This is a genomic window from Mycobacterium sp. NGS27 (assembly GCF_059813005.1).
Genome location: NZ_JCALDT010000071.1, coordinates 1 through 202, shown reverse-complemented (window position 1 = coordinate 202; position 202 = coordinate 1). Strand labels below are relative to the sequence as shown.

Below are 202 nucleotides of genomic sequence, written 5' to 3'. Positions count from 1 at the left end.
GGTGCGGCCACCGGCGACGACCACCGCGAGCTGTGGCGCCTAGACCCCCACAGCGCCGCGATCCTTGGGGCCGCCACCGCCATCCCCATGCCCCTAGGCCATGCCCTCGAACTCAACGCCGGCATCCTCGACACCGAGGCCGGCCCCCACCTACACGCCAACTGGATCTGGGCGCCCACCACCCTTGATGCCACCGCCGTGG

Annotated in this window: 1 protein-coding gene; it reads left to right on the top strand. The window is 72.3% G+C overall.

Features of this window, described 5'->3' with window-relative positions:
* The coding region (locus tag AC5Y30_RS25625) for a hypothetical protein (RefSeq protein ID WP_499922137.1) at positions 1-202 on the top strand (202 nt) is incomplete at both ends.